The sequence below is a fragment of the Streptomyces sp. NPDC030222 genome, from assembly GCF_055573115.1.
Genome location: NZ_JBVICA010000015.1, coordinates 16792 through 40643, shown reverse-complemented (window position 1 = coordinate 40643; position 23852 = coordinate 16792). Strand labels below are relative to the sequence as shown.

Here is a 23852-nt window from a genome sequence, read left to right as displayed (position 1 = left end):
ATGAACGGGAATTGTGTCGCAATGGTAGCGCCGTGCGGCAGCCACGGCAGGTCAGGAAGGGTGATGGCCCCGTTGTTGTGTTGACGCCCCGGACACGTCGCCACCGTCACCGCCACCGTCGCCGTCCGCCGGGGCGGCTCCCAACGCACGCCACAGTGGCTGGTAGTTGATCCATGCGACCAGATCGCCGCCGAGCTGTTCCCGCGTCGCCACGGCGTCCTTGTGCTCGATCGGTACGGGGCGGCCCGCGGCGCGCGCGGTGAGCTGCACCTGTGCGCAGCGTTCCAGCGAGACGAACCACCATGCCGCGGCGTCGACCGAGTCGCCGACCGTCAGCAGCCCGTGGTTGCGCAGCACCATGGCCTTGCGTGGTCCCAGCGCGGCGGCGATCCGCCGCCCCTCCTCCTCGTCCACGACGACACCGGTGTACGCGTCGAACAGGACGTGGTCCTCGTAGAAGGCACAGGCTTCCTGGGTGATCGGCTCGATGAGCTCGCCGAGCGCGGCGAGGGCCCGGCCGTACGGGGAATGGGTGTGGGCGACCGACACCACCTCGGGTCTTGCCCGGTGGATCCGGGCGTGGACGGCGAACGCGGCCTGGTTGATGTGGTGGCGTCCCTCCACGACCTGCCCGGCGCCGTTGACCATCACGAGGCAGCGGTGGTCGATCTTCGTGAGGGGGACCCCGAAGGGGTTCACCCAGTAGCAGTCGGGGAACTCGGGGTCGCGGGCCGTGATGTGCCCCGAGACGCCCTCCTCGTAGCCCAGCCGTCCGAAGATCCGGAGCGCGCCGGCCAGCCGTTCCTTCCGGTGGGCCCGCTCCGCCTCCGGCGAGTCGTGCACCGGGGGCATCACGAACCGCAACTGTTCGACGGGGACGGGTGAGGGGACCGCGGGCGGGGCCGATGTCTCGATCCGGGGCGTCTCGGTCATGCGCGGAAGCTAGCGCGCGGCGGATCAAGTGGCCAGAGGCGCGGCGGGTCCCGTGGCCGGGCACGGCCGTGGAACGGCGAGACGCCGCCGGCCCCGGAAGGGACGGCGGCGTCACAGGAACCCGCGGAAGCGGTCACTCCCACTCGATGGTGCCCGGCGGCTTGCTCGTGACGTCGAGGACGACGCGGTTGACGTCCCGCACCTCGTTGGTGATCCGGGTCGAGATCTTGGCCAGCACGTCGTACGGCATACGGGTCCAGTCGGCCGTCATCGCGTCCTCGGACGAGACGGGACGCAGCACGATCGGGTGGCCGTAGGTGCGGCCGTCGCCCTGCACGCCCACGGAGCGCACATCGGCGAGCAGCACGACCGGGCACTGCCAGATGTCACGGTCGAGACCGGCCGCCGTCAGTTCCTCGCGGGCGATGGCGTCGGCCTCGCGCAGCAGGTCGAGCCGCTCGCGCGTGACCTCACCGACGATGCGGATGCCGAGGCCGGGGCCCGGGAACGGCTGGCGCTGGACGATCTCATCCGGCAGGCCCAGCTCCTGGCCGACCATCCGGACCTCGTCCTTGAACAGCTTCCGCAGCGGCTCGATCAGCTGGAACTCGAGGTCCTCGGGGAGACCGCCGACGTTGTGGTGCGACTTGATGTTGGCGGTGCCGGTGCCGCCGCCGGACTCGACGACGTCGGGGTAGAGCGTGCCCTGGACCAGGAACTCGACGGGCTCCTCGCCGTGCTCACCGGTCTCGGCGATGATCTCGGCCTGCGCCTGCTCGAAGACCCGGATGAACTCCCGGCCGATGATCTTGCGCTTCTCCTCGGGGTCGGACACTCCGGCGAGCGCCTCGAGGAAGCGCGCCTCCGCGTCGACGACCTTGAGCTGCACGCCCGTGGCCGCGACGAAGTCCTTCTCGACCTGCTCGGTCTCGCCCTTGCGCATCAGACCGTGGTCGACGTACACGCAGGTCAGCTGGGAGCCGATGGCCTTCTGCACGAGAGCCGCCGCGACCGCGGAGTCCACGCCGCCGGACAGACCGCAGATGGCCCGCTTGGTGCCGACCTGCTCGCGGATGGCCGTGACCTGCTCCTCGATGACGTTGCCGGTGGTCCAGGTCGGCTCGATGCCGGCGCCACGGTAGAGGAAGTGCTCCAGGACCTGCTGGCCGTAGGTGGAGTGCATCACCTCGGGGTGGTGCTGCACGCCGTACAGCTTCTTCTCGTCGTTCTCGAAGGCCGCGACCGGGACCACGTCGGTGGACGCCGTGACGGTGAAGCCCTCCGGCGCGGCGGAGCAGGCGTCGCCGTGGGACATCCACACCGCCTGCTCGGCCGGGGTGCCCTCGAAGAGGGTGGAGCCGGTCTTGGAGACGTGCAGGGTGGTGCGTCCGTACTCGCGTGCACCGGAGTTGTCGACGGTGCCGCCGAGCGTCTGCGCCATCAGCTGGAAGCCGTAGCACATGCCGAATACGGGGACACCGGCCTCGAAGAGCGCGCGGTCGAGCGTCGGGGCGCCCGCTTCGTACACCGAGGACGGGCCGCCGGAGAGGATGATCGCCTTGGGGTTCTTGGCCAGCATCTCGGCGACGGGCATCGTGCTCGGCACGATCTCGCTGTAGACCCGGGCCTCACGGACGCGGCGGGCGATGAGCTGTGCGTACTGCGCGCCGAAGTCGACGACGAGCACGACGTCGGGGGCGGCGGGGGGTGCTGCTGGCACGGGAGCGGCCTTCCGGCGGTCGAGGAGGGGGTCTGTATTCGTCGATTCTACCGGGGCCTGGACGGGTGTATTCGTCTCACCATCCGAACCCGCGTTGGCCGTGCGCCCGTGCCGGGGCCATACTGTCCGTCATGCGCAAGCACCTGACCTTCGTCTTTACCTATGGCACCGGGCCCGTCCGGCTGCCATGGTCGTGCTGCTTGAGCATCTGACAAGCGACTTCCCAGGCGCCCCGGGCCGACAAGGTCCGGGGCGCCTGTCGTTTTCCCGGTCCTTGCCGCTCCGGGCGCGCTCCCGTCCACCGGACCAGAGGAGACACGGACATGAGCACTTCCTCCGCCACCATGAGCACTCCCTCCGCCGCCGAGGCCACCGGCGCCCGCACCGACGAGGCGGCGTCACTGATCGGTGACGCCCGTGAGCGGATCGACGCACTGGACGACCGGATCATCGGACTCATCCAGGAGCGGATGGCGGTGTCGGCGATGATCCAGGAGGCCCGGATCACCTCCGGCGGGCGGCGGGTGAACCTGTCCCGCGAAATGGAGATCCTGGCCCGCTACCGGGAAGCGCTGGGCAAGCCCGGCACCGGCCTGGCCATGACGCTGCTGGAGCTGTGCCGGGGCCGCGTCTGACAGGTCCCGCATGCCGGCGCCCCGGATGCAGGCACCCCGGATGTCGGCGTCCCGCGTGCCAGTGCGATTCCGCTCTCACCCGTACGGCGCGTGACCGCACCCCAGGGGCTTCGTTGGTCCCGTTGTCCGTGCCAGCCAGGGGCGGGCACGAGAAAACCACGCGTGGCTTCGCTGGGGAGTGTGACGTGCGCACGTACGTCGTGGGACCGCGCCCCAGCGCGCGTGACCGGTCGGCAGGGGACAGCAGCCCGGTCACCCATAAGAGCGGTCGGCTCCGGGGACGCCCGGAGCCGACCGCATCCGGTACGAACCGTCGCGGCCCGTCCGCGTCGGCGCGACGCGAAGAGATGCGGGCGGACGCGGAGAAACGTCCCGCTCCTGTCCCCGTCTCCGTCCCGCTGCGTGCACGCCCGTGCCGGGGCACCGCCGTCCGGCGACGCGCCGGTGGCGGGGCGGCCCGGGCCCCGACCACACACGGCGCTTCCCCCGGCGCCGCCTCGCCGGCCCCGACGCTGCCCTGACGCCGGCGGCCGAAGGCGGAGGGCCCCGCGAACCAGGTCGCGCAGGGCCCTCCGCCGTGTCCCGGGAACGGGAGAAGCTGCGCTCCCCTCCTGGTGCAGCCCCTCTCGTTCCCGGGGGTCTTCTTCTTCCTCCCCGTGGCCTCTCGTTCCCCGGGGTTCCTCCCCGCCCCTCCGGCGGCTCTCAGCCCTCCCGCGGCGGTACGGCCGGGATACCCAGGAACGGCAGGCGCAGCGCGCCGAACGCGTCCTTCGGAACCGCCGGGGCCGCGGGCTCGACCGGGGCCAGCCGTACGTAGGCGGCACCCTGGGCGGGACGTGCGTCCTCCTCGTCCTTGTTGGGCCAGAAGGACATGGCCCGCTCCGCCTGGGCCGTGATCGTCAGGGACGGGTTGACGCCGAGGTTCGCGGACACGGCGGCGCCGTCGACGACCGAGATGCCGGGGTGGCCGTACAGCCGGTGGTACGGGTCGATGACGCCCTCCTCGGCGGAGGCGCCGATGGGGCAGCCGCCCAGGAAGTGGGCGGTGAGCGGGGTGCCGATCAGCTCACCGATGTTGGAGCCGGCGAAGCCGTTGATCTCCTCGGCGAGCAGGGACGCGGCCCGGGTGGCCTCTGGGATCTGGTCGGGGTTGGGAGCGCCGTGGCCTTGACGGGCGGTCAGCAGGCCCTTCCCGATGCCCCTGGGCTTGCGGTAGGTCGTCAGGGAGTTGTCCAGCGACTGCATGACCAGGCCGATGATCGTGCGCTCCGACCAGCGGCGGTTGGACAGTGCGCGGACCGCCAGCCACGGGTGCCGGGCCATGTTGCCCAGCCAGCCCTTGACCCGGGCCTTCGGGCTGTACGGCACCTGGAGGACGGTCATGCCGCCCATGGCGTTGGAGCCCTTGCCGTAGCGGACCGGCTCGATGTGGGTGTTGGCATCCGGGTGGATGGACGAGGTGATCGCGACGCCGCGGGTGAAGTCCGCCTTGTCCGCGCCGTGCCGCTTGCGGTACCTGCGGTCGTCGGTCTGCGCACCGACGATGGCCTCGGAGTTGGTGCGGGTCAGCTCGCCGAGACGGGCGGAGATGTGCGGCAGAAGACCGGTGTCCTTCATACGGTGCAGAAGGGTCTGGGTGCCGTAGGTCCCCGCTGCGACGACGACGCGCCGGGCCCTGAGGGTCCGCCCCTTGCCCTTGCGTTTGTTGTCGCTGGGCAGGGTCTTCACGGCGAAGCCGCCGCGCGAGTCCTCGGTGAGCGCGACGACCGACGTCATGGGGTGGATGACCGCGCCCGCCTTCTCGGCGAGGTACAGGTAGTTCTCGTTCAGGGTGTTCTTGGCCCCGTGCCGGCAGCCGGTCATGCACTCCCCGCACTCGGTGCAGGCACGGCGGGACGGGCCCACACCTCCGAAGTACGGGTCGGGGACCTCGCCGCCCTGCTCGGCCCTCGCACCGCCGTCGGCGTCGTCGCCGTCGCCGAAGAACACACCGACCGGCGCCATGTGGAAGGTGTCGCCGACGCCCATGGCCTCGGCGGTCGCCTTCAGGTGGACGTCCGACGGGGTCATGGTCGGGTTGAGCCGGACCCCGAGCATGCGCTTGGCCTGGTCGTAGTAGGGCCTCAACTCCTCCTGCCAGTCCGTGATGTCCTTCCACTGCGGGTCGTCGAAGAACGGCGCGGGCGGGACGTAGAGGGTGTTGGCGTAGTTGAGCGAGCCGCCGCCGACACCCGCGCCGGCCAGGACCATCACATTGCCGAGCAGATGGATGCGCTGGATGCCGAAGAGTCCGAGGGCGGGCGCCCAGAGGTAGTTGCGCAGGTCCCAGGAGTTCTTCGGCAGGGTCTCCCGGGTGAAGCGGCGGCCCGCCTCCAGGACTCCGACGCGGTAACCCTTCTCGGTGAGGCGGAGCGCCGAGACCGAGCCGCCGAAGCCGGAGCCGACGACGATGACGTCGTAGTCGTATTCGGAGTCGTCCTGTTTCTGGCCAGGGGGGGTCTCGGGCATGGCTCTCCTAGTGGGGGTACGGGTGGTACTAGCGCAGGCGCAGTGCCTTCATCGCCTTCAGGGACGCGCTCATGAACGCCGCGTACTTCTCGTCGTCCATGCCGAACGACGGGGCCATGGGCATCAGCCGCTGGTGGGCGACGGTCTGCGCCTCGGTGTACTTGAGGATGCCCTCGGAGCCGTGCCGGCGGCCCAGACCGGAGTCCTTCATGCCACCCATCGGCGCCCGCACGCTGCCGTACGCCGGGGCGTACCCCTCGTTGATGTTGACCGTGCCGGTGCGGAGCCTGGCGGCCACGGCATGGCCGCGCCGCGCGTCGCGCGTCCAGACACTGGAGTTGAGGCCGTACGGCGTGGCGTTGGCGAGGGCGATGACCTCGTCCTCGTCCGTGAAGCGGTAGACGGACACGACCGGGCCGAAGGTCTCCTCGGCGCACACCGCCATCGGCGTCTCGACACCGTCGAGGATGGTGGGCTCGTAGAACAGCGGACCGACGTCCGTACGGTGCACACCGCCCGCGACGAGTACCGCACCCTTGGCGACGGCCTCCTCGACGTGCCGCTTGACGGTCTCCAACTGCCGTTCGCCCACGAGCGAGCCCATGTCCGCGCCGTAGGCGAGGGCGCTGCCGAGCCGCATCGCCTTCGTGCGGGCCGCGAAGCGCTCCACAAAGGCGTCGGCGATCGACTCGTGGACGTAGAGCCGTTCGATGGAGATGCACAGCTGGCCGGCGGAGGAGAAGCAGGCGCGGACGGCGCCCTGGGCGGCCTTCTCGACGTCGGCGTCGTGCAGCACCAGCATGGCGTTCTTGCCGCCCAGTTCGAGGGAGACGCCGACCAGACGGGCGGCCGCGCCCTGGGCAACCTCGCGGCCGGTGCGGGTGGATCCGGTGAACGAGACGTAGTCGGCGTGCTTGACGACCTCGGGGCCGACGACCGGGCCCTCGCCGATGACGACCTGGAAGACCTCGGGAGGCAGTCCGGCCTCGACGAGCAGGTCGCGGGCCCACAGCGCGGTCAGTGCGGTCTCGGTGTCGGGCTTCATCACGACGGCGTTGCCGGAGACGAAGGCGGGCAGTGCGTCGCCGACCGAGAGCTCCAGGGGGTAGTTCCAGGGCGCGATCTGGCCGACCACGCCGCGGGGCTGGCGCAGCTCGGTGACCTTCGTCAGGGTCGGGACGGCACCGGTGTGCCGCTTGGGCTTGAGGTACGACGCCGCCTTGCGGCCGTAGTGGCGAGCGGCCACGGCGACGGCCTGGACCTCCTCGTGGGCGTGCAGCCGGGCCTTGCCGGTCTCCAGCTGTATGAGGTCCAGGACCTCGGACTGGCGTTCCAGGACGAGGTCGTGGAAACGGAGCAGGACGGCGGCCCGCTGCCGGACGGGGGTGGCGGCCCATGGGATCTGGGCCGCCCGGGCGCGCTCGAAGGCGGTGGCGACGTCCTCGGGGGTGGACTCGGGCAGGTCCGCCAGCTTCTCACCGGTGAAAGGGGTGTGGTTGGCCGTGCGTCCGGAACCGACGACGCCACGGGTCAGCTGGGCGACCACCTCGGGGGTGACCACATCGGCGGCGGTGCGCACCCCGGCCGGGGTGGGCGCCACGGGGTTGGTGCCGAGGGGGGCGGTGAGGGCCTGCGAGTCCGTCATGACGGCGAGGGTATGCCTCGGCGGGCCCTTTGGGTACCCACCGGTAACAGGTTTTCCGGAGCCCATGGAAAGCGCCAGCGTTCACTGGCTACATAAGCCCTGATCAGGGACTTATGAAGGTTCGCCGACAGCCGGGGACAGATTCTGCGAAGATCAGGGCGCCGCCGGCACGATGGAGTCCAGGGCCGTGTCGAAATGGCGCGCGGCCTCGTCGAGCCGCCCGACCGGCGCGGAGACCCACACGTCGTACATCCGTCCGCCGACCACAGATCGGACTCAGATCCCGCGGAGGCGCACTGCATCCGTTCCGGGGCGGTGCACTCAGGAGACCCGACGAAGCCTCCGGTCTCACTGATGGTGGTCGACCGGCGAGCCGGGCGATGCCGAAGTCGGTGAGCACGACCCCTCGGCCAGTCGGGGCCATCATGCAGCCGGACCGGGCGCGGGGTCAGCCGGACGACCCGGCTCCCGGCGGCTGCCAGCCGCGCAGCACGGTGTCGAACTGGTCGCGGGTGGTCGCCCAGTCCTCCTCGGGGCCCGACATGTAGACGGCGTACTCGGTGCGGCCGTCGTCGGAGTAGTACATCTGGTCGATCGCATGCCGTCGGCCTGGGTGGTTGCGCTTCTCGTTCCAGGTGAACTCCCAGATCGAGGCGAGCGTCTGGTCCCGGAAGGTGTTGGCGTGCAGGGTGACCCGCCGGTACTCGGGAAGGCGTTTCGAGAGGTCCTTCTCCATGTCGAGCATGTGCATGTACGGGTTCTCGAAGTCCGGGGACTCGCTGATCGCGATGCGGATGCGGTGCCTGCCGTTGTCCGGTGTGTAGTCGATCTGGTCGCCGTCCATCTGCCGCTTCCAGCCGTCCGGTACGAACAGGCTGAAGCCCGTGGGGTCCTGGACCCGCTGCCAGCCCTTCGGAACGGAGCCTTTCCCGGCACCCTGCACGGTCCCGGCCGTACCTCCGGCCGAGGTGCCGCCGGCGTCCCCGCCCCCACTGCCGAAATGCATCACCGCGAGACCGACCCCGCCGCCGAGCACCGCGGCCAGCACGATCACCCCGGCGGCCATCCGCCAGCCGCCGCCCCTGCGCCCCTCGTCCGCCGGGGGCACCAGCGGGGGGTGGGCCACGGCGGCCGGACCATCGGCGGCGCCTTCCAGGACGGTGGTCGGTGCCGTCACGGCCTCCAGGAGTTCCGCGCCCACCTTCTGCGTCGGGACGTACGCCTGGGCGGTCTTCGGCGTCCGCCCCTCCATGGCTTCGAGGAACATCTGCTCGGTCTCCGCCGCCGACGGCCGCTCCTCGGGCTCCTTGCGCAGCAGCCCGGTGATCACCGGGGCGAGCGGTCCGGCGTGCACACAGACCGGGGGTTCCTCGTTCACCACGGCCTGCATGGTGCTGATGGGCGAGGTGCGCCGGAAGGGCGATCCGCCCTCCACCGCGGTGTGCAGGGTCGCGCCGAGCGACCACAGGTCGGAGGACGGACCGGGAGCGCCGCCCCGTACCCGCTCGGGGGCCAGATAGTCGATGGAACCGACGAGTTCGCCGGTCCTCGTGATCGAGGAGTCGCCCTCGATGGCGGCGATACCGAAGTCGGTGAGCAGGACCCGGCCGTCCTTGGCGAGCAGCACATTGCCCGGCTTGACGTCCCGGTGGAGGACCCCGGCCGCGTGCGCCGCACGCAGCGCGCCCAGCACGTGCAGCCCTATGCGCGCCGCCTCGCGCGGCTCGATGCGGCCTTTCTCCTTCGCGGCGTCGGCGAGAGAGGGGCCGTCGACGTACTCCATGACGATCCAGGGGCGGCCGTCGTGTTCGAGCACGTCGTGAACGGTGACGACACCGGGGTGGTTGATCCGGGCGGCCGCCCTTGCCTCCTTCTGCGTACGTGCATGGAGCACGTTCCGGTCGGCCTCGGATACGTACAGACCTGCCGTCAGTTCCTTGACGGCGACGGTGCGGTGCAGGACCTCGTCGAGTGCGCGCCAGACCTTGCCCATGCCGCCGCGGCCGATGGACTCGATGAGCCGGTAGCGCCCGGCCAGCACAAGACCCGCACCGCCAGGGCCGTGAGCACCCTTCGCGGCTCCCGCCCCGTTCGCCGCATTCGGCACGCCCGACTTCTGACTCTGTTCCACTTACCCGCCCCGTTCCTAGGAATGCCAGAGTACGGAGCCACTTTCGGCCACGGAAGCGGGGGGCACTCAACCGTTCGCACGGTATGTCGCCGCCGCATGCTCGTAGATCTCGGTGACCCTGTCGCGCTGCGCCTCGGGCCCGATCACCTGGATCACGTGGTACCGGCCGTCCAGGATCATCGCCAGATTGCGCACGAACACCTGGCGCCCGCTGCTGTCCTGCCAGACGTACTGCCCCTCCGCCATGGCCCGCTGCCCCACGTCGATGCGGCGCATCCCGGTGGCGGTCGCCCAGGACGAGTCCCGGTACGGCTGGAGCTCGCGCTCCTTCGTGCTCTGGTAGACCAGCGGATCGGCCCCGTGGTCCTTGACGGCGTCCCGTCCGGGTACGACGACCAGCACGAAGTCTCCGCCGAGGTAGCGGACCTGCCCGGCGTCGTTGACCGGGCGCCTGGTCCAGCTCCGCTCCACCGCGACCTCGAAGCCCTCGGGGTCCTTGCGCACCGCGAATCCCCGCGGAAGCGCGGGTTCGTCGGGCTCCTTGGTCTGCGGCTGCTGGGCCGTCGGACTCTGCGGAGCGCCGTTCTGCGATCCCTCCCCGGTACCGGCGGGGCTGCCCGTGGCGGCGGCCGGGGTGCTCGCGCCGGTGGTGCCGCCCGGTTCGCGTTCCGCATCGGCCTTGGGCATGAACAGGACTGCGTACGCCATCGCCGCGACGAGCCCCAGCAGCACCAGGACGAGCAGGGTCCGGCCGAGCGACCGCGGCCCGCGCCGCCGCCGCTCCCCGGGCCGCCTCTCCGAGGCGGTCCGCACCGGTACCGCATCCGGTACGCGGTTCCGGTGACGGCCGTGGCCCTGACCGCCGGAGGGCGCCGGCCCCCGTCGGCGGCGTACGAGTTCGCCCCTCCTGCGCACGATGGGCAGACGGGCGCGGTCCGCGCCCCGGCCCGTCTCCGGAGCGGGCAGGGGTACCACCCGGCTGCCCGCGTCGGGTTCGGGCGCGGACCGGATCAGGGAGCGGAGCCAGCCGCCCACCTCCTCGAAGTCCGGCCGCTCGGTGGGGTCCTGGCGGAGCAGTGACTCGACGACGGGACGGAGCGGACCGCACTCCTCGGCGAACGCGGGCGGTTCGGAGCAGACGAGCTGCGCCAGTTCGACAGCGCTTTCCTCCGGGTACGGGGCGTGGCCCTGCACGGCGCGGAACAGCAACGCACCCAGCGCCCACAGGTCCGTGGCGGGTCCGACGGGTGCCGCCAGCTGCCAGTTCCCGCGGACCGTCCCCGACTGCTCGGGGGCCCAGCGCTCCGTGACGGGCCCCACGACGGCCATCCGCGCCTGCCGCGCCCGCTCGGCGGCGAGCGGCGTCTCCGGGCCACGGAAAGCGGAATCATGCGATCCGATCGGCGGCCCGCCCCAGCCGGCGGAGCTCCTGGTGCCCGGTTCCTCGGCGAGGCCTCCTGGCGGGACCGCGACCGCCGGTGACTCCGGGCCCGGTGCGGCACCTGGTGTGACGGCGGGCCCCGGGAGCGAGGAGGGGTGCTCCGCATACGGGGACAGCTGGGACGGTACCGAGGGCGGGGACGAAGCCGGGCGCGTGCTCACCGGGGGCGGCACGGGATAGGGACGGCTCGCGGGTCCCGCGTAGGGCACTTCGTCGTCGGGGTCGGCCGGGGCGTGCCGCCAGACCCCGGCACCGTCACCGCCGGGCAACGCGGGCAGAGCACCCCGACCGGGGGCCTCCGGGCCGGTGGGCCCATCCCGGCGGCTCGCTGCGGCCCTGGTGCCCGCCCGGTAGGCGGCGATCGCATCCGCACGGGCCGCACGCAGGTCCGCGGACGTCTCGTGCGAAGGGAGTCCGGTACGCGGCCGCGGCACGTCCGGCGCGGCCACGGGGACGGTGTCCTGTCCCTCCTCCTGCCCGGCCGGCACGGGCGCGTACCCGCACAGGGCCTCCTCAGCCGCGCCCGCGGCCAGGCCGGTCAGCACGACCCGGCCGTCGTCGCAGACCAGCACGGTGTGCGCGGTGATGTTCCGGTGGATCCAGCCGTGGCCGTGCAGCACGCGCAGCCCGGCCAGCACGTCGGAGGCGACCTCCGCCGCCCGGTAGGGGTTGAGCGGACCTTCGGCCAGCAGCGTCGCGAGGGGCCGCGCGTCGACGAGTTCGCTCACTATCCACAGCGAGCCGCTCTCGGCGAACACGTCGAAGACCTGGTCCAGCCTCGGGTGGTCGGGGATCCGGGCCGCCGCCTCGGCCGCCTCCAGGGCACGCCGCACCACGGGGTCCGCGGGACGCCGGGTGGCTCCGGTCCGCGTCCCTGGCTGCACGGGGCGACGGGCTCCGGGGCCGGTGCCGTCGCCGTCGAGCAGCTCCGCGTCGACGATCTCGGGGAGCAGCACCTGACGGACCAGCACGTGCTGGCCGCTGAGGGTGTCGAAGGCGCGGGTCTCCAGGGGTTCGTCGGCGTCGGCGGACACCGGAGGCGTGTGGTACCGGTCGGCGAGCAGGCGCCCCCCGCCGTCGGCGGGGCGTCCCCCGAACGCGTAGTCGCTCACGACGCCTCCCCGCAGCGCGCTCCCCCGGTCCCGAGGACCGCCCCCATACCGTCAGTCCCGGTCGATTACCGGCCCCTTGCGGCTGCGTACGGCCCGCAACTTCTCACGATACGTTGCCCGCCGCCCCGGTGTGACCGGACGGCATATTCGGCAGCCGTTCCGGGGACGGTCACGCGGGCTTCGGCTGGAAGGTGTCGAAGAAGGTCTTCAGCGTCTGGCGAGTGGCGTCGCCCTTCCATCCCCCGTCCTTCGCCGTGAACATGATTCCGTAGCCGAGGTCGCGCCTGACGACGAACCCACGGTCCACGGAGTGGAAGCGCGTGCCGCCCTCGCTGAAGGTGAACTCCCAGTCCGCGCCCTTCCATCCGCGGTAGTCGACCGCCTTGATGTCGACGCGGTCGTAGTCGGAGCGCCGCATGCCGAGCTCCTGCTGCAACCAGTCCGCCACCGGGTTGTCCTTGGGCGACGTGGTCCAGCCGATCAGCAGCCGGGCGCCGTCCGGTCCCGCGAAGCGGGCGCCGGCCTCGTCGGTCGACCGGTAGCTCCAGCCCTGGGGCAGGCCGACGGTGAAGCCCTGCTCATGCTTGTACGGGGTCACCGCACCCGGACCGTCGACGGCGCTGCCGGTGCCGCCCTTGCCCTTGCCGCTGCCGGCCTTGTCCTCGCCCTTGTCCTTGCCGTCCTGACCCGGGCTGCTGCCGGTGGGCTTCTTGCCGGCGGAGTCGGGGCTCGCCCCGCCGCCGGCCGGGGTGCCGCGGCCGTCTCCGGTGCCGCTGGTGCGCGACGAGGCGGAGGTGCCGGCGGTCGGCTTGGCGTCGTTGCCCGCGTCGTCGCCGCTGAAGGCGAACGACAGGACGATACCGAGGACGGCGAGCGCGGCGACGACCGCGATGAGGATCAGCGTGCGGCGGGGCACGACGTCCGTGAGCGGCGCCGGTACGGGGGGCTTCGGGCCGTCGGCGGCCGACGCCGTGGCGGCGCGGGAACCGCTCGTCCGGCCCGTCTTGTGCATGGCCTGGGCCGCGTGCGCGGCGGCGGCGTTCCGCACCGAGCGGAGCGCGGCGCGCAGCCGGTCGGACGTGGTGTCACCGGCTTCCCTGACACCGTCCGCCGGCGGGGCACCGGCCGACGCCGCGTCCGGGCGGGCCGGGTCGCTCTTCGTCATGCTCACGGGGGCGGTCACAGCGGCACCTGCCGCGGGCCCGGCCACGGAACCGGACTCGGCGACGGGCCCGGCGCCGGCCTCGGCCCCCTTCGCTTCCCGGGGCGACTTGGCCGGCTTGGGACGCTTGGCGGCGCCCTTGACGGGAGCGTCACCGCGCGGCGGCTCCGGCGGCGCCGGAGGCAGCGCGATGACCCGGGTCACCTCGGGCGAGACCACCGCGGCCTCCTCTGCCGGCTCCTCGGGGGCGTACACGACGCGTTCGAGAAGCTCGCGTGCGCCGGCGTCGTCGAGGCGCTGCGCGGGATCCTTCACGAGCAGGCCGTAGATGACTTCTGCCAGGCCACCCGCGTTCTTCGGCGGGTCGAGCGGCTCGGTCATCACTGCGGTGAGGGTCGCGATGGCGGAGCCCTTGTCGTACGGCGGTACGCCCTCGATCGACGCGTACAGCAGTCCGCCGAGCGACCAGAGGTCCGCGGCGGGGCCGGGCTTGTGGCCGCGGGCGCGCTCGGGCGAGATGTAGGAGGGCGCGCCGACGAGCATGCCGGTGGAGGTGATGGACGGATCGCCCTCGACCTGGGCGATACCGAAGTCGGTGAGGACCACGCGGCCGTCGTCGGCGATGAGGACGTTGGAAGGCTTCACGTCGCGGTGGAGGATGCCCTGTCGGTGTGCGGCACGCAGCACGTCCAGGATCGCGAGCCCCACTTCGGCGGCGCGGCGGGGCGTCAGGGTGCCGTCCTCACGGATGACGTCGGCGAGCGACTTGCCCTCGACGAGCTCCATGACGATCCACGGCCGGTCGTCCTCCTGGACGACGTCGAAGACGGTGACCGCACTGTTGTTGCGGATCCTGGCGATCGCCTTGGCCTCGCGGAGGGTACGGGTGACGAGTCGGCGCTTCTCCTCCTCGTCGATGCTCGCGGGGAAGCGAAGCTCCTTCACCGCGACCGTACGGCCCAGGGTTTCGTCGGCGGCACGCCAGACCGTGCCCATGCCGCCCCGGCCCAGGACGTCCCCGAGCCGGTACCGACCGGCCAGGAGGCGCCCGGCCGAATCCCGACGCGATTCCTGCGTCGTGTCCCGCGACTGCTCCGCCTCCGACATGCTTCCCCTCTGCGATCCTGATCTTCGCCCGCTCCGGCCGCGCCCGAAGTGAGGAAGGTAACCCGCCCTGGCAGAGCCTCCATTGTCACCCACTCCCCGACCGCGGCGTGTCCCGGGTCCGCGGAGCGGCCTGATTCCGGGCGGAAAACACCCGGGCGGCGGTCCGCGACGAGCCCGTCGATCAGGCCGAACTCGCCTTGCGGAGGCCCCTGCAACAAAGCCGTCACAGGTCGCCGGACCGCACGGACCGCCGCACGGACAACCGGTCGGACGACCGCCGGGCGGTCCCTCCGGCGGTCTCACCGCCCAGGTCGCTCGCGCGGACGACGGCCGATCGCCGCGAACACGCGTCACGGACGGGCCACGTGGCTTCGCCGCACCGACGGGCCGCGTGGCTCCGCTGTGCGGACAAGCTGCGTGCGACCGCGCGCATGCGCGGTGTCGCGTGCCCGCTCTGCCACCTCGACGCGTGCCTCCCGCGCGCAGGTTCCGCACGGTTGTCCCGTGCGGGCAGAACGCACAGGCGGGTTGGGCCTCCGATCCGGCGGCGAGGGTCGCCGGGCGGGTGAGGTGGACCGGGTCCGGGCAGCGGTCCAGCGCAGCGAGTGGCCGACCGGGGCGCTGAGGCCGGGTGGCGCAACGCCGAGGATCGGTGCGGCCACAGGATCGATGCGGCGCGGTGGGCCCACCCATTGGCCGTGCGCCGCGAGGGGCGGGTGCCGCGCGGGACGCATGCCGCACAGGGCCTGCAGGACACGCCGGGTCCGTGCAGCACGGTGAACCGCCCCACCCCCGTCGGCGGGCGAGGCCCAGCCGGAATCCGGATCGCACCGTCGAGTGCGGTCCGACTGTGCCGACTTGGATGCCGGGGCAGGGATCCTCAGATCGGCACGATGTCCGGCGCGCCGAGTCTCGCCGCGTCCGCCGTCTGGTCGTCGGGCTGGAGTTGGGACTCGCGTTCCGCCTCCACCCGCTTCTCGTAGTGCTCCACCTCCTTGTTGATCTGCCCCTTGTCCCACCCGAGCACCGGTGCCATGAGTTCCGCCGCCTCGCGTGCGCTGCGCGTCCCCCGGTCGAACGTCTCGATCGATATACGGGTGCGGCGCGTCAGGACGTCGTCGAGGTGCCGTGCGCCTTCGTGCGAGGCGGCGTAGACGACCTCGGCACGCAGATAGTCGTCGGCGCCGGTAAGCGCTTCACCGAGGGACGGGTCGTCGGCGACGAGGTCGAGGATCTCCTCGGTGAGCGATCCGTACCGGTTCAACAGGTGCTCCACGCGCACCACATGGAGTCCGCTGCGGGCGGCGATCCTTGCGCGGGCGTTCCACAGCGCCTTGTATCCCTCGGCACCCAGCAGCGGCACGTCCTCGGTGACGCACGCGGCGACCCGCTGGTCGAGGCCGTGCACCGCCTCGTCCACGGCGTCCTTCGCCATCACGCGGTAGGTCGTGTACTTGCCGCCCGCGACGACGACCAGGCCGGGGACCGGGTGGGCCACCGTGTGCTCGCGGCTGAGCTTGCTCGTGGCGTCCGACTCCCCCGCCAGCAGCGGGCGAAGGCCCGCGTACACGCCCTGGACGTCGTCGCGGGTGAGTGGCACCGCCAGGACGGAGTTCACGTGTTCCAGCAGATAGTCGATGTCCGCGCTGGACGCGGCGGGATGCGCCTTGTCGAGGTCCCAGTCGGTGTCGGTGGTCCCGACGATCCAGTGCCGGCCCCAGGGGATGACGAACAGTACCGATTTCTCGGTCCGCAGGATGAGCCCGGTCGTGGAGTGGATGCGGTCCTTGGGGACGACGAGATGGATCCCCTTGGAGGCCCGGACGTGGAACCGGCCGCGCTCCCCGACCATCGCCTGGGTGTCGTCGGTCCACACCCCGGTGGCGTTGACGACCTGCTTGGCGCGGATCTCGTACTCCCCGCCGGCCTCGACGTCCCGGACCCGCGCGCCGACGACCCGCTCGCCCTCCCTCAGGAAACCGGTCACCCGGGCGCGATTGGCGGCCTGGGCGCCGTAGGCCACCGCCGTACGGACGAGCGTTGCGACGAATCGGGCGTCGTCCATCTGGGCGTCGTAGTACTGCAGCGCCCCGACCAGTGCGTCCTTCTTCATGCAGGGCGCGACCATCAGGGCGCGACGCCTGCTCAGGTGGCGGTGCACGGGCAGTCCCCGGCCGTGCCCGGACGACACGGACATCGCGTCGTACAGCGCCACGCCCGATCCCGCGTACAGCCGCTCCCAGCCCCTGTGCTGGAGCGGGTAGAGGAACGGCACGGGCTTCACGAGGTGCGGGGCGAGCCGTTCCAGGAGCAGTCCCCGTTCCTTCAGTGCCTCCCGGACCAGGGCGAAGTCGAGCATCTCCAGGTATCTCAGGCCGCCGTGTATCAGCTTGCTGGAGCGGCTCGACGTGCCCGAGGCCCAGTCACGGGCCTCGACCAGGCCGGTGGTGAGGCCTCGTGTGGCGGCGTCCAGCGCCGTGCCGGCACCGACCACACCCGCTCCGACCACCAGCACGTCGAGTTCCCGCTCGGCCATCGCAGCGAGCGCCTCGGAGCGCTGCACGGGTCCCAGGGTCGCTGTCCTCACTGCTGCCTCCCGTAGTGGTCCGGGTCACGCTCCTTCGATTCTGACCGGGGTCCACCACTTCAGCCACTGCCTGTGGACAACACTCGGGCGACCACAAGCGCGCAATACCGCATAACGGTCATATTTACTCCTAGTGTGACAGTGCGTACCTCCTGTTCTGTCCACAGCGGTTGCGCGTTCTGATCCCGCCCGGTAGAGAAGGACGGCCCTTCACCATGCCCGCAGATCTCGCCGTCATCGGTCTCGGCCACCTCGGCCTGCCGCTCGCCCAGGCCGCCGTGGCCGCGGGGATCGAGACCATCGGCTACGACACCGACGCCCGTGTGCTCGCCGCTCTCTCCGCAGGGCACACCCCCGACGAGGCCTTCCTCACCGCGGCCGATGTCCGCCGCATGCTCGCGGGAGGTTTCCGGACCGCCGTCGACCCAGCCGAGCTGGGCCGTGTCCGCACCGCCGTGATCTGCGCCCCCACCCCCCTGGGCGCCGATCTCACCCTCGATCTGACCGCCGTGGCCGAAGCCGCCCGGGTGCTGGCCGCGCGACTCCGCCCGCACACCACGGTCCTCCTGGAATCCGCCGTTCCGCCGGGCACCACCGAGGAGTTCCTACGCCCCCTGCTCGAAGAGGGTTCCGGGCTGCGCGCAGGACGCGACTTCCATCTCGCGTACTGTCCGAGCCGGCTCGACCCCGGGAACCGCACGCACGGTCACGGAGCCACCCCGCGGGTCATCGGCGGCCTCACTCCCGCCTGCACGGAATCCGCCGCCGCCTTCTACGGCCGTCTCACCGACAGGGTCGTCCGCGCCCGCGGAACCCGTGAGGCCGAAGCGGCCAAGCTCCTGGAGACCAACTACCGGCACGTCAACATCGCCCTGGTCAACGAGATGGCCGTGCTCTGCCACGACCTCGGCATCGACCTGTGGGACGTCATCCGCTGCGCGGAGACGAAGCCCTTCGGCTTCGAGCCCTTCCGTCCCGGGCCCGGCGTCGGCGGCCACGGCGTCCCCGTCGACCCGGCGTACCTCCCCCACTCCTCACGCACACCCGGACATCCCCTGCGCATGGTGGGACTGGCCCAGGAGATCAACACGCGGATGCCGCAGTACGTCATCCAGCGCAGCGCCACGCTCCTCAACGAGCACGGGAAGTCGGTCCGGGGTGCCCGGGTGCTGCTCCTCGGCGTCACCTACAAGCCGGATCTGCCCGACCAGGAGCGCTCGCCCGCCCGCGAGATCGCGTCCCGGCTCATCGACATGGGCGCCCAGGTCGGCTACCACGACCCGTACGTGCCCGACTGGCTCGTCCACCACCGGCCTGTGCCCCGCGCGGACTCCCTCTACGAGGCCGCCGCCGCCGCTGATCTGACGATCCTGCTGCAGAACCATCGCACCTACGACCTCCAGGGACTCTCGGTGAAGGCGCAACTGCTGCTCGACACCCGCGGCGCGACCCCGGCAGGGGCGGCACACCGGCTCTGACACCACGACAGTGTCGACACCCCGTGTCTGTTTCCCGCAGCTGCGGCGTCGAATGGGGCTGCTAACCTCCGGGGCCATTGATCGCACAGTCGTGCGCATGCCTTTGACCAAGGGGGAAGTCCAGCATGTCCCAGTCCATTCCGCCGCCCGGCAATCCGTTCCCCGCCGAACCGCCGGCCCAGGTCGCCCCACCCCCTCCGCCGACTCCGGCACGGGCCCGGGGGAACCTCGCCCTCGGGCTGGTGGTCGCCCTCGCCACCGCCCTGGTCGCCGGAGGCGTCTACGGTGGGATCGCCGGTGCCGTCGAGCGGGAGATCGCCTGGGCTGCCATCGGCGTCGGCTACCTCGTGGGCTCGGCCGCCGGCAGGACCGGCGGTGGCAGCCCCGTGCTGGGCGGGGTGAGCGCAGTGTTCTCCCTGGGCGCCGTCTACGCCGGCCAGCTCGTCGCCATCGCGATCGTCGTCGGCAAGACCATCGACGTCCCCTTCACCGAGGCCCTGACCGAGAACTTCGACATGGTGACGGCCACGTGGAAGGAGAACGCGTCCTTCATGACGTACGTGTTCTTCGCCGTCGCCGCCGTCGCCGCGTTCGCGGGCACCAGGAAGGCCGCCGCTTCGTAGTCACGGGCGGACACGAGCCGAAGGCGAGGGGCTCCGCACGGCGCAAGCCGTACGAAGCCCCTTGCCTTGGGGAGGCCTCGCGCCCCTTCCCTTGGGGAAGACGTCGAAGCCTCCGGAACGTCAGCGGTGGTGCTGCGAGTCCGCGACCGTGACCTCGACGCGCTGGAACTCCTTGAGCTCGCTGTAACCCGTCGTCGCCATGGCGCGGCGCAGGGCTCCGAAGAAGTTCATCGACCCGTCGGGGGTGTGCGAAGGACCGGTGAGGATCTCCTCGGTGGTGCCGACCATGCCCAGGTCGACCAGCTTGCCGCGCGGCACGTCCTCGTGGACGGCCTCCATGCCCCAGTGGTGGCCGCGGCCCGGCGCGTCGGTCGCCCGCGCCAGCGGGGAGCCCATCATCACCGCGTCGGCACCGCAGGCGATGGCCTTCGGCAGGTCGCCGGACCAGCCGACACCGCCGTCGGCGATCACGTGCACATACCGGCCGCCGGACTCGTCCATGTAGTCCCGGCGGGCCGCGGCGACGTCCGCGACGGCGGTCGCCATCGGCACCTGGATGCCCAGCACGTTACGGGTGGTGTGCGCGGCACCCCCGCCGAAGCCGACGAGCACACCGGCGGCGCCGGTGCGCATCAGGTGCAGCGCAGCGGTGTAGGTGGCGCAGCCGCCCACGATGACCGGGACGTCGAGCTCGTAGATGAACTGCTTCAGGTTCAGCGGTTCGGCGGCACCCGAGACGTGCTCGGCCGAGACCGTCGTACCGCGGATCACGAAGATGTCCACACCGGCGTCGACGACGGCCTTGGAGAACTGCGCGGTCCGCTGCGGGGACAGCGCGGCGGCGGTGACCACACCCGAATCGCGCACCTCCTTGAGGCGCCGGCCGATCAGCTCCTCCTTGATGGGAGCGGCGTAGATCTCCTGGAGCCGACGGGTGGCCGTGGCCTCGTCCATCTCCGCGATCTCGTCGAGCAGCGGCTGCGGGTCCTCGTACCGGGTCCACAGGCCTTCCAGGTTCAGCACGCCGAGGCCGCCGAGCTCACCGATGCGGATGGCGGTCTGCGGGGACACCACGGAGTCCATCGGAGCCGCCAGGAACGGCAGCTCGAAGCGGTAGGCGTCGATCTGCCAGGCGATCGAGACCTCCTTCGGGTCCCGGGTGCGCCGGCTCGGGACGACGGCGATGTCGTCGAACGCATACGCCCTGCGGCCGCGCTTGCCGCGCCCGATCTCGATCTCAGTCACGTGTGTGGCCTTTCCCTCTACGTCTGCCCGTCCAGTATCCCCGACAGGCAGGCCGGAGCCCGCGGGCTGTGGACGACCCGCGGGCTCCTCATGTGCGTATGTACAGGATGCGCATACGGGCGAGCGCGTGCCGCGGCCGCTGTGCGCGGCTGCGGCGCGGGGGGCTCAGCGCGTGGTGTAGTTCGGCGCCTCGACCGTCATCTGGATGTCGTGCGGGTGGCTCTCCTTCAGACCCGCCGACGTGATGCGGACGAAGCGGCCCCGCTCCTGGAGCTCCGGCACGGTCTTGCCGCCGACGTAGAACATCGACTGGCGCAGTCCGCCGACGAGCTGGTGGACGACCGCGCCCAGCGGACCGCGGTAGGGCACCTGGCCCTCGATGCCCTCGGGGATGATCTTCTCGTCCGAGGCCACGCCCTCCTGGAAGTAGCGGTCCTTGGAGAAGGACTTCCGGTCGCCGCGGGACTGCATCGCGCCGAGCGAGCCCATGCCGCGGTACGACTTGAACTGCTTGCCGTTGATGAAGAGCAGCTCGCCCGGGGACTCCTCGCAGCCGGCCAGCAGAGAGCCCAGCATCACCGTGTCGGCACCCGCCACCAGGGCCTTGGCGATATCGCCGGAGTACTGCAGACCGCCGTCGCCGATGAGCGGGATCCCCGCGGCCTTGGCGGCGAGCGACGCCTCGTAGATCGCGGTGACCTGCGGGACGCCGATGCCGGCGACCACACGGGTGGTGCAGATGGAGCCGGGGCCGACGCCCACCTTCACGCCGTCGGCGCCGGAGTCGATGAGGGCCTGGGCGCCGTCGCGGGTCGCGACGTTCCCGCCGATGACGTCGACCGAGGAGTTCGACTTGATCTTGGCGATCATGTCGCCGACCAGCTTGGAGTGGCCGTGCGCGGTGTCGACGACGATGAAGTCGACACCCGCCTCGATGAGGGCCTGGGCACGCTCGAACGCGTCGCCGGCCACACCCACTGCGGCGCCGACGATGAGCCGGCCTTCCTTGTCCTTGGCGGCGTTCGGGTACTGCTCGGCCTTGACGAAGTCCTTGACCGTGATCAGGCCCTTGAGGACACCCGCGTCATCGACCAGCGGCAGCTTCTCGATCTTGTGGCGGCGCAGCAGCTCCATGGCGTCCACGCCGGAGATGCCGACCTTGCCGGTGACCAGCGGCATCGGGGTCATGACCTCGCGCACCCGGCGCGTACGGTCCGACTCGAAGGCCATGTCACGGTTGGTGACGATGCCGAGCAGCCGGCCCGACGGGTCCGTCACCGGCACACCGCTGATCCGGAACTTGGCGCACAGCTGGTCCGCCTCGGCCAGCGTCGCGTCCGGGTGCACGGTGATCGGGTCGCTGACCATGCCGGACTCGGAGCGCTTGACCAGGTCGACCTGGTTGGCCTGGTCCTCGATGGAGAGATTGCGGTGCAGCACGCCGGCACCGCCCTGCCGCGCCATGGCGATGGCCATGCGCGCCTCGGTCACCTTGTCCATGGCGGCCGACAGCAGCGGCACGTTCACCCGCACGTTCCTGGAGATGTACGAGGAAGTGTCGATCGCGTCGGGTGCCATGTCCGACGCGCCCGGCAGCAGCAGCACGTCGTCGTAGGTCAGCCCGAGTGTCGCGAATTTCTCGGGCACTCCGTCGACGTTGGCAGTCATGACACCTTCCCCAATGGCCTTGATCGGTGCGGATGTCCATGCTAACGGGATCCGGACGTGTCCCATTCCACAAGCAAGATCACCCGATGAGTTTGTAGGTTCATACGCCAGTACGAGCCGAGAGCGCTTACTGTTCGGCGAGCGCCCTCAGCCGGCTCAGCGCGCGGTGCTGCGCGACCCGGACGGCTCCGGGCGACATGCCGAGCATCTGGCCCGTCTCCTCGGCCGTCAGCCCCACCGCGACCCGCAGCACCAACAGCTCGCGCTGCGTCTCGGGGAGGTTGGCCAGGAGCTTCCTCGCCCACTCCGCATCATGGCTGAGCAGGGCACGTTCCTCCGGACCCAGCGAATCGTCGGGGCGCTCGGGCATCTCGTCGGAAGGCACCGCGGTGGAGCCCGGATGCCGCATCGCGGCCCGCTGGAGGTCGGCGACCTTGTGGGTCGCGATGGCGAAGACGAACGCCTCGAACGGCCGACCGGTGTCCTTGTAACGCGGGAGCGCCATCAGTACAGCGACGCAGACCTCCTGTGCGAGGTCCTCGACGAAGTGACGGGCATCACCCGGAAGCCGGTTCAGCCGGGTACGGCAGTAGCGCAGCGCGAGGGGGTGCACCCGGGCCAGGAGGTCGTGCGTCGCCTGCGCGTCGCCCTCGACGGCACGCTGAACGAGTGCACCGATCACCGTGGGCTCGTCATCGCGCATCGGACCATGGTGCCGCGCCGACGACCGATCCATGGATCCGTGCCCGTAGTTGTGCACTGAAGCGTTATGAGCAGGTGCGCCGGCACTCATATCGCGCGCCCTCCCATTCCGCTCGACCGACTCGTCCCCGAGGAACTCCACCCTTCAAGGATGCGGCATCGCTCGCGAAGCGACGCAAGCCGCTCCCGGGATGGGGCTCCGGGCGCCTCCCGAGGGAGGGCCGAGCACCCGTACGAGTCCCCAAGGTGATACCTGTCCGAGCCTACGTGCCGGCACACCTCCGGCGGACAGGCGCGTCTCCGGACGCCGGCGCCGGAGGGATCCGGCCGACGGACGACCCCGTCCGGCGGTGCGACGGAGGCCGCCCCGCCCGCCGGACGACGGGCGGGGATACTCGCGCCCCCGCGGCGAAGCACTCCGTCCGCGCCTAGCGGACCAGGCCCCAGCGGAAGCCGAGCGCCACCGCGTGCGCCCGGTCAGAGGCCCCGAGCTTCTTGAAGAGCCGCCTGGCGTGCGTCTTGACCGTGTCCTCGGAGAGGAACAGCTCACGTCCGATCTCCGCGTTGGAACGGCCGTGACTCATCCCCTCGAGCACCTGGATCTCACGCGCGGTGAGAGTCGGTGCGGCCCCCATCTCGGCGGAGCGGAGCCGGCGCGGGGCGAGTCGCCAGGTCGGGTCGGCCAGCGCCTGGGTCACCGTGGCGCGCAGCTCGGCGCGCGAGGCGTCCTTGTGCAGATACCCCCTGGCACCCGCCGCCACCGCGAGCGCCACCCCGTCGAGGTCCTCGGCGACGGTCAGCATGATGATGCGTGCGCCGGGGTCGGCGGACAGCAGCCGCCGGACGGTCTCCACGCCGCCCAGACCGGGCATGCGTACGTCCATCAGAATCAGGTCCGAGCGGTCGGCACCCCAGCGGCGGAGGACTTCCTCGCCGTTGGCGGCCGTCGTCACGCGCTCGACGCCGGGCACGGTCGCCACCGCGCGGCGGAGCGCCTCTCGGGCGAGCGGGGAGTCGTCACAGACGAGGACGGATGTCATGACCGTCCTCCGCAGCTGATGCGCGTCACCTTGAGCCTCCAGGCTGGTACGAAATCGTCACCTGTGCGATTGACGCCCTCGGACATCTGCCCGAGAGCTTGTTGTTTCAACCGCC

The 23852-nt window shown here is 71.4% G+C and carries 15 protein-coding genes and 1 pseudogene; 3 read left to right on the top strand and 13 right to left on the bottom strand.

What is annotated here, in order from left to right:
• Nucleotides 1–51: 51 nt before the first annotated feature.
• Nucleotides 52–933, bottom strand: coding sequence for a class II aldolase/adducin family protein (locus ACZ4Z5_RS21635; RefSeq protein WP_468265121.1), 882 nt, complete (start codon nt 931–933; stop codon nt 52–54).
• A 133-nt stretch (nt 934–1066) separates the two neighbouring features.
• Nucleotides 1067–2653 (bottom strand): glutamine-hydrolyzing GMP synthase, encoded by a 1587-nt coding sequence (guaA, locus tag ACZ4Z5_RS21630; RefSeq protein WP_468265119.1) that lies wholly within the window; start codon nt 2651–2653, stop codon nt 1067–1069.
• Between the two features lie 323 nt (nt 2654–2976).
• Between guaA and ACZ4Z5_RS21625 the strand changes: the two genes are divergently transcribed.
• On the top strand, nt 2977–3288 hold the full coding sequence (locus tag ACZ4Z5_RS21625; RefSeq protein ID WP_468265117.1) for a chorismate mutase: 312 nt from the start codon (nt 2977–2979) through the stop codon (nt 3286–3288).
• Between the two features lie 702 nt (nt 3289–3990).
• Here the strand turns inward: ACZ4Z5_RS21625 and ACZ4Z5_RS21620 are convergent.
• From ACZ4Z5_RS21620 to ACZ4Z5_RS21590, 7 genes and pseudogenes are all read right to left on the bottom strand, one after another.
• Nucleotides 3991–5796, bottom strand: coding sequence for a GMC oxidoreductase (locus ACZ4Z5_RS21620; protein ID WP_468265115.1), 1806 nt, complete (start codon nt 5794–5796; stop codon nt 3991–3993).
• A 28-nt stretch (nt 5797–5824) separates the two neighbouring features.
• Nucleotides 5825–7441, bottom strand: a complete 1617-nt coding sequence (locus ACZ4Z5_RS21615; protein WP_468265113.1) for a succinic semialdehyde dehydrogenase — start codon at nt 7439–7441, stop codon at nt 5825–5827.
• 260 nt (nt 7442–7701) lie between these two features.
• Nucleotides 7702–7844 (bottom strand): annotated as a pseudogene (locus ACZ4Z5_RS21610) (serine/threonine protein kinase); the annotation flags it as partial.
• A gap of 45 nt (nt 7845–7889) precedes the next feature.
• Complete coding sequence (locus ACZ4Z5_RS21605; protein ID WP_468265369.1) at nt 7890–9434, bottom strand: serine/threonine-protein kinase; 1545 nt, start codon at nt 9432–9434, stop codon at nt 7890–7892.
• A 204-nt stretch (nt 9435–9638) separates the two neighbouring features.
• Nucleotides 9639–12125, bottom strand: a complete 2487-nt coding sequence (locus ACZ4Z5_RS21600) for a protein kinase (protein ID WP_468265111.1) — start codon at nt 12123–12125, stop codon at nt 9639–9641.
• Nucleotides 12126–12294: 169 nt separating this feature from the next.
• Complete coding sequence (locus ACZ4Z5_RS21595) at nt 12295–14394, bottom strand: serine/threonine-protein kinase (RefSeq protein ID WP_468265109.1); 2100 nt, start codon at nt 14392–14394, stop codon at nt 12295–12297.
• A gap of 880 nt (nt 14395–15274) precedes the next feature.
• Entirely contained in the window at nt 15275–16981 is a 1707-nt protein-coding gene (locus ACZ4Z5_RS21590; RefSeq protein WP_468265107.1) for a glycerol-3-phosphate dehydrogenase/oxidase, read from the bottom strand.
• Between the two features lie 215 nt (nt 16982–17196).
• Here ACZ4Z5_RS21590 and ACZ4Z5_RS21585 point away from each other — a divergent pair, with 215 nt between their 5' ends.
• Entirely contained in the window at nt 17197–18459 is a 1263-nt protein-coding gene (locus ACZ4Z5_RS21585) for a nucleotide sugar dehydrogenase (RefSeq protein WP_468265105.1), read from the top strand.
• A 125-nt stretch (nt 18460–18584) separates the two neighbouring features.
• A complete protein-coding gene (locus ACZ4Z5_RS21580; RefSeq protein WP_468265103.1) occupies nt 18585–19082 on the top strand; it encodes a hypothetical protein in 498 nt (165 codons plus the stop codon).
• A 120-nt stretch (nt 19083–19202) separates the two neighbouring features.
• Here the strand turns inward: ACZ4Z5_RS21580 and ACZ4Z5_RS21575 are convergent, their stop codons facing one another.
• From ACZ4Z5_RS21575 to ACZ4Z5_RS21560, 4 genes are all read right to left on the bottom strand, one after another.
• Nucleotides 19203–20327 (bottom strand): GuaB3 family IMP dehydrogenase-related protein, encoded by a 1125-nt coding sequence (locus tag ACZ4Z5_RS21575; RefSeq protein WP_468265101.1) that lies wholly within the window; start codon nt 20325–20327, stop codon nt 19203–19205.
• A gap of 165 nt (nt 20328–20492) precedes the next feature.
• A complete protein-coding gene (gene guaB / locus ACZ4Z5_RS21570; RefSeq protein ID WP_468265099.1) occupies nt 20493–21995 on the bottom strand; it encodes an IMP dehydrogenase in 1503 nt (500 codons plus the stop codon).
• A gap of 127 nt (nt 21996–22122) precedes the next feature.
• Nucleotides 22123–22698: a sigma-70 family RNA polymerase sigma factor gene (locus tag ACZ4Z5_RS21565; protein ID WP_468265097.1), complete on the bottom strand. Its 576-nt coding sequence runs from the start codon at nt 22696–22698 to the stop codon at nt 22123–22125.
• Nucleotides 22699–23125: 427 nt separating this feature from the next.
• Nucleotides 23126–23737 (bottom strand): response regulator transcription factor, encoded by a 612-nt coding sequence (locus ACZ4Z5_RS21560; protein WP_003948568.1) that lies wholly within the window; start codon nt 23735–23737, stop codon nt 23126–23128.
• Nucleotides 23738–23852: the final 115 nt, after the last annotated feature.

Coding starts and splice junctions, on each gene's coding strand:
- ACZ4Z5_RS21635 (WP_468265121.1), bottom strand. CDS start 933: ATGACCGAGACGCCCCGGATCGAGACATCGGCCCCGCCCGCGGTCCCC.
- ACZ4Z5_RS21625 (WP_468265117.1), top strand. CDS start 2,977: ATGAGCACTTCCTCCGCCACCATGAGCACTCCCTCCGCCGCCGAGGCC.
- ACZ4Z5_RS21620 (WP_468265115.1), bottom strand. CDS start 5,796: ATGCCCGAGACCCCCCCTGGCCAGAAACAGGACGACTCCGAATACGAC.
- ACZ4Z5_RS21615 (WP_468265113.1), bottom strand. CDS start 7,441: ATGACGGACTCGCAGGCCCTCACCGCCCCCCTCGGCACCAACCCCGTG.
- ACZ4Z5_RS21605 (WP_468265369.1), bottom strand. CDS start 9,434: ATGGGCAAGGTCTGGCGCGCACTCGACGAGGTCCTGCACCGCACCGTC.
- ACZ4Z5_RS21595 (WP_468265109.1), bottom strand. CDS start 14,394: ATGTCGGAGGCGGAGCAGTCGCGGGACACGACGCAGGAATCGCGTCGG.
- ACZ4Z5_RS21585 (WP_468265105.1), top strand. CDS start 17,197: ATGCCCGCAGATCTCGCCGTCATCGGTCTCGGCCACCTCGGCCTGCCG.
- ACZ4Z5_RS21580 (WP_468265103.1), top strand. CDS start 18,585: ATGTCCCAGTCCATTCCGCCGCCCGGCAATCCGTTCCCCGCCGAACCG.
- guaB (WP_468265099.1), bottom strand. CDS start 21,995: ATGACTGCCAACGTCGACGGAGTGCCCGAGAAATTCGCGACACTCGGG.
- ACZ4Z5_RS21565 (WP_468265097.1), bottom strand. CDS start 22,698: ATGCGCGATGACGAGCCCACGGTGATCGGTGCACTCGTTCAGCGTGCC.
- ACZ4Z5_RS21560 (WP_003948568.1), bottom strand. CDS start 23,737: ATGACATCCGTCCTCGTCTGTGACGACTCCCCGCTCGCCCGAGAGGCG.